This is a genomic window from Barnesiella sp. CU968 (assembly GCF_905219685.1).
Lineage (GTDB): Bacteria > Bacteroidota > Bacteroidia > Bacteroidales > Muribaculaceae > Lepagella > Lepagella muris_A.
In genome coordinates this window covers 1-5,326 of sequence record NZ_CAJMXD010000207.1, presented here as the reverse complement: position 1 = coordinate 5,326, position 5,326 = coordinate 1, and the positions used below count along the sequence as shown (strand labels likewise).

Here is a 5,326-nt window from a genome sequence, read left to right as displayed (position 1 = left end):
CCGCCTTATAGAGAGCCTCCTTTGCAGTCCATGCCATCACATTCGCAAGCACATCCGATGCCGGAATCATTTCAAGCTCTGCCGCAGAAAGGAATTTCTCCCTCACCTTCAAAACCTGCTCCCGGTCTGTACGCTCCGCATCGATACCCATAGCCGCCCTTTCCGTAAACTCAGACAAATCCACTTCAGGAGTCGGCGGCAATGTGGCAACGGCAAGAAAACGTCCGGTATGCGTAATCGAGATTCTTCCGTTCTCTCCGTTCAGAAAAGGCGCGCCGTTGCGAAAATGGCCTATCTCCCGATATACTTCGCGCCCGTTTTCCGAATAGACCTGATATGCCATCTCCCTCCATAGCGACATCGGACGGTTTTCTCCGCCACAGATCTCCTCGACCTTAATGCCGGGAAGAGTGTGATGACGCCAGTATATAAATTCAGTTTCCATATGAATATGTTCAGTTGTTTTCACCTACTCTGCATCCCCGGATCTCACAATGCGCAGACTGACCTTTACAATGCGGTGTCTCTCCATTTTCATAACATGGAAATGCATATCGCCCAACACAAGCGTCTCCTTGGTGGTCGGGAAGTCTCCCTTTATCTCCAGCAGGAGACCCGCAAGAGTCTCCGCATCGCCTACATCTCCGAGCGATTCCTCCGCGATATCAGTCACGCGGCAGAAATCGGTGAGTGGAATCTTGGCATCGAAAATATATGAATCGGGTCCTATCTTCTTATACATGGAGGTGACATCGTCATACTCGTCGTCAATCTCACCTACAATCTGCTCGATTATATCCTCAAGGGTGACAATGCCCTGTGTGCCGCCATATTCATCCACAACTATGGCGATGTGTATCTTCCTTTTACGAAAATCCTCAAGAAGATCATCAATCATCCTTGATTCAGGAACAAAATACGGTTCTCTCAGAAGACTCTGCCACCGGAATCCCGGGTCCTTGCTGTCGATATACGGCAACAGGTCTTTACTGTAAAGAATACCGATTATCGAATCCTGGGAGGTGTCGTAAACCGGAATACGGGAATACCCGGATTCAAGAATGACCTTCATCGCCTCTTCCCATGAATCATGATATTCAATTGCCGTCACGTCTACTCGGGAAATCATGATCTCATGAGCTTCTATCTCTCCGAACGAGAGGATACCTTCAAGCATCTCCTTCTCCTTGCCGTCGGAAACATCGGAAATCTCAAGAGCCTTCTCAAGTTCATCGGTAGATATGTTCTGCTGCTTTTTGGTGACTATCTTACCCACAATGCTTGTTGACCGCGCCATGACCTTCGCCAGCGGACCGAGCACGGTATAAAGCAGACCTATGCCCGGCACTGCCGCCCTCACCCACCACAATGTGCGTCCGCGAGCCACAAGCTTCGGAAAAATCTCTCCGAAAAGCAAAAGCAGGAACGTCATGAATACAGTCTGGAGCAGGAAGTTGAGCAGAGAACTGTTGAAGACAACTGTCTGCGAAATGGCAAATGTCAGAAGCACTACCATGGTGATATTCACCAGATTGTTGGAGATAAGTATGGTTGCCAGCAGACGCTCGCTGTCTTTGATGAAAGACAACGCCTTGCGGTCTCTGGGCTGCGTGGAATCTTCAAGCTCTTCAATCTCCTGAGGCGTAAGTCCGAAATAGGCAATCTCGCTTCCGGACACGAAAGCCGATGCCATCAGACAACAAAAGGCTATGATTATCAGCATTATCCATGCTGGCCAACTTTCAGGAGCATGAAAACTTATTGCCGGCATTCCGGCTTGAGTAAGCAATATCATTAGGCTCGCCGCAGGCGAGCCCGGTAAAGGATCCGAATCCAATTTTATCAAAGTGTTGGTTAATACATTGCAAATTTACTGCTTTAATCAGTCATATGCAAATTATTAATCCCCTTTCTCCCGTTCCCCTTTCTCTTACCTTATTTTATGGTTTCTCTTCGGAATCACAATCCACTGTCTTGTCTTCAGCCACATACCAGATATACCCTTTAACATAGCTGAATCTGCGGGTGCTCTTCAGACGGAACACATAGTCGCGCACCTGTCGCCTGTATTTTCTATGCGATGCGGAACTGCCGAATTTATAATCTATCACCACAGCCCCGCCATCGGGCATAAGCATGACCCTGTCAGGACGACGCGGACTGCGGTGTCCACCGATTATAGAGCGTTCGTTGACGGCACGCGCCGAACCGTCGAACCATCCGGCAACCTCCGGTAATGACAGTTTCGACTTAAGAAATGCCTCTATCTCTTCCGCTTTTTCAGGCGAGACAAGACCCTGACGTCTTATCCGCGACACCGAGGCATGGATATCTTCTGCCGTATACACACGTTCCATAACAGAGTGAAGTATATTTCCTTCAGACCTCGGATCGGAATTTTCTTCCTCGAATTCCTCTGCATCGACCACAGAAGGCACATTCTCTTCCCTGTATCTCAGGAAATCAGGCGTGACTCTGGCTGTGTAATCACTGACGGTCCCCACAGGACACTCCTCCTGCTTCCTCTTAACCGGAGAATGCAGATAAGGGACACCTGCCATCATTCGCGTCTCATTGGCATCGGCTTCCATAAAATCCCGCAACATGACCGATGTTGACAACGCATCAGATTTCTTCCCTTCCGTGCAGAACACATACAGCTCATGAACCGCCCGTGTAAAGCCTACATAGAGTTTGTTGAGCGAGTCCATTGTCACCATATCGATATAATCTCTGTATTCACCCTCATGTAAAGTGCCTTCCATATCGGAAGATGTGTCAACCGGCAGATACGGCGGCAATTCTCGACCCGTCAGTTCCACCACCTCCGGTCTCACCCACCGCCATTCCGTCTTGCCTTTAGGAGCTGTCAGAAACGAGCATTGGGCGAACGGTATCACCACACATGGGAATTCCAGTCCTTTAGATTTATGAATGGTCATGACATTGACAGCATCCATACCCTCCGGCGACGAGATCGAGGCTTTGATGCCTCTTCTCTCCCACCACTGCAGAAACGAAGCGATGTCCGAGGGACGAGACTCGCAGTATTCAAGCACAATATCCTGAAATGCCGCTATAAAGGGAGCGTCCCGACGACGCATCTCCGCAGGAATAAACGTTGCGGCGATACCCTCGACAAGTGCGGGCAGCGTGACTGCCTGCATCTCCGAAAGCATCCCGGCTATGGCATCCGTATCTGAACCGGAAGCCAGAAACAGCTCAAGCTGTTCGGGGGCGGACAGTTCGGGATGCCTCAGTGCGAAGACCCGGAAATTGCATTTTACCTCATTCCAGTCCGCCACGCCCTTGCGTGCCGCATCCTCGCCTTCACGCACCTCCGGTGCTGTGCCGCGACCTATGGTGGCAAGCGTGGTGAGAATAAGCTTTACTGACGGGGATGACGCCACCTTCAGCGATTGTTCGGATATAAATTCTATCTTTATACCCTCTTCTCCTGCTTCTGAGTTATAACGCGTAAACTCATTTATCAAAGCCTCGCCTTCGGCATTGGTATCCACAAGAAAAGCGATGTCTCCGAATCTGTACCCTCTTCCGAGAAGTTCCAGCACAAGCGCCGGCATCCTGGCGACAACGGCAGCCTTGGCATCCTCCTTCTTATCGGCTTTCTCTATATTTATCTCGACATATCCTGCTGAGCCGGTCTTATCCCCCTCTTTCACGGGACGCGTCTGCTGCCTTACGTTGCCATAAAGCGAACGATAATCCACAGATGTGTTTTCTCCCTGATACTCATCCGACAGCCGGGCTGTGAGAAAGGAGAAAAAACCGTTGTTGAACTCCACCACCTCCGGGTCGCTTCTCCAGTTGGTGTTCTCACTCGGAGCGTCTCCCAATGTCCGCACTCCGGAAAACTGTCTTTCCACCTTATCGGCAATCAATGACGGATCGGCATTCCTGAACCGGTATATACTTTGCTTCGCATCACCAATCAGCAGATTACCGTTGCCCCTGCTGAGACTCTCAGACAGCAACGGCAGGAGATTGTTCCACTGCATCCTTGATGTGTCCTGAAACTCGTCGATAAGGAAATGATTGAGGCGCGTACCGAGTCGCTCGTAGATAAACGGCGCGTCATCCTCTCCGATTATACGGCTCAACAGGGAATTTGTCTCAGCAAGCTCCACACTGTTGTTGTCTTCAAGATATTCTTTCCTTTTTCTGAGCGTCACCGACAAAAGACCGAGATAAGGGAAATTCTTTTTGTATAGATTCCAGTGTCTGTAAGAAGGTGATGAAAACTCCGCAAGCCACATTTCACGGGCAGCCGTCATTTCACGGTAAAGAGGTTCGGCGCGTTCATAAAACGCGGGATCCGCTTTTTTTCTTTTCAAATATGCCGCGCCTTCGAAAGAGGAATCTTTCAGAGGGGCGAAAGAGACATCGGTTGTTTTCGGCATGCGGTCCCATCTGCAACGCAGCGACTTGCGGGCATGATCACGGAATTTGTCCCGGGTGGCATCAGAACCGGCTGTCTCCATCAGCGACAACAGCCGCTCTGCGGCATCTTTCATTGCCTTGAATGGAGCACGCAAGGGAGCGTTGCAAAGGGCATCAAGCTCATCATATATTTCCGGCAGATCAGGGGTACGTTCAAAATAGTCCTCAAGTTCATCGCGAATCTGCTTGAAGTCTTCGTTCTCAAGTTTACCGACCGACTTCATGAAGCGATAATATATCGACTTGCCGTCATCGTTTTTCTGGAAAATATTCCATTTCTCGCCCGATTCCCTTCCCCGGTCCATCAATATGTTTATCCAATGCATCACACTCTCGGATGCCTTCTTCTCCTCTATATCGTTCAGCGTCGCGTCAATGCCGACCTTAGCGAGATATTCGGAATCAAGTTCGATGGCGTATGAATCGTTGAGGTCTGTCTCATAAGCGAAAGTGCGCAGCACGAGCTGAAAGAAAGAATCGATTGTAGAAACCTGAAATTCCGAATAGTTTTCGAGCAGAACATATAACGCCTTGCGACATATCCTGCTGAGTTCAGACGGCGGCACCCCCAGCTCCCGGCAGAAATCATCCATATAATCGGGTGATTTTCCGGATGGAGGGAAAGCAAGGGCATCAAGTTTCTCCACGATACGCTGCTGCATCTCGTTTGTAGCCTTGTTGGTAAAGGTAATGGCGAGTATATGGCTTAGCGAGTCATTCAGTTCAGGCACGGTGCGCAGTCTTCGGCTTCCATTATCCTGACGTATTGTCAGATAATACCACAGATATTTCTTGGCAAGTGTATAAGTCTTCCCCGAGCCGGCAGAGGCTCTGTGTAGTTCCAGAAATTCAGCCATTATTCAAT

At 49.6% G+C, this 5,326-nt stretch carries 3 protein-coding genes; all 3 read right to left on the bottom strand.

The annotated features are described in order from the left end of the window. Positions 1-445: 4'-phosphopantetheinyl transferase superfamily protein (locus JX312_RS08790; RefSeq protein ID WP_204457739.1), on the bottom strand; the 445-nt coding region annotated here is incomplete at its 3' end. 24 nt (positions 446-469) lie between these two features. Beyond that, positions 470-1,846: a gliding motility-associated protein GldE gene (gldE, locus tag JX312_RS08785; RefSeq protein WP_239653869.1), complete on the bottom strand. Its 1,377-nt coding sequence runs from the start codon at positions 1,844-1,846 to the stop codon at positions 470-472. A gap of 94 nt (positions 1,847-1,940) precedes the next feature. Continuing rightward, complete coding sequence (locus JX312_RS08780; RefSeq protein WP_204457738.1) at positions 1,941-5,318, bottom strand: exodeoxyribonuclease V subunit beta; 3,378 nt, start codon at positions 5,316-5,318, stop codon at positions 1,941-1,943. Positions 5,319-5,326: the final 8 nt, after the last annotated feature.

Coding starts and splice junctions, on each gene's coding strand:
- JX312_RS08780 (WP_204457738.1), bottom strand. CDS start 5,318: ATGGCTGAATTTCTGGAACTACACAGAGCCTCTGCCGGCTCGGGGAAG.